At 64.5% G+C, this 524-nt stretch carries 1 protein-coding gene; it reads left to right on the top strand.

Going from position 1 to position 524, the window contains the following annotated elements; genetic code table 4:
• Positions 1–481: transposase (locus FJM08_RS08645; RefSeq protein WP_211331354.1), on the top strand; the 481-nt coding region annotated here is incomplete at its 5' end.
• Between the last annotated feature and the right edge of the window lie 43 nt (positions 482–524).

The raw sequence follows: 524 nt of genomic DNA, 5'->3' as shown, positions 1-524 counted from the left end.
CCACTACGCAGCCAATCTGATGGCAGCCACCCCGAAGCCCTCCTGGCCGTGGGTGCGCACCCTGCTGCACTCCATCTACGACCAGCCCGACGCCGAATCAGTTGTTGCCCAATATGATCGGGTACTCGACGCTCTGACCGACAAACTCCCCGCGGTGGCCGAGCACCTCGACACCGCCCGCACCGACCTGCTGGCGTTCACCGCCTTCCCCAAGCAGATCTGGCGCCAAATCTGGTCCAACAACCCCCAGGAACGCCTCAACCGAGAGGTACGACGCCGAACCGACGTCGTGGGCATCTTCCCCGACCGCGCCTCGATCATCCGCCTCGTCGGAGCCGTCCTCGCCGAACAACACGACGAATGGATCGAAGGACGGCGCTACCTGGGCCTCGAGGTCCTCACCCGAGCCCGAGCAGCACTGACCAGCACCGAAGAACCCGCCACGCAGCAAACCACCAACACCCCAGCACTGACCACCTAGACCGCCACCCGAAGGATCACGCGAGGAACCTTCACTCGTACAC

This window comes from Metamycoplasma equirhinis (genome assembly GCF_006385185.1).
GTDB lineage: Bacteria > Bacillota_I > Bacilli_A > Mycoplasmatales > Metamycoplasmataceae > Metamycoplasma > Metamycoplasma equirhinis.
This window is presented reverse-complemented; position numbering and strand designations above follow the sequence as displayed.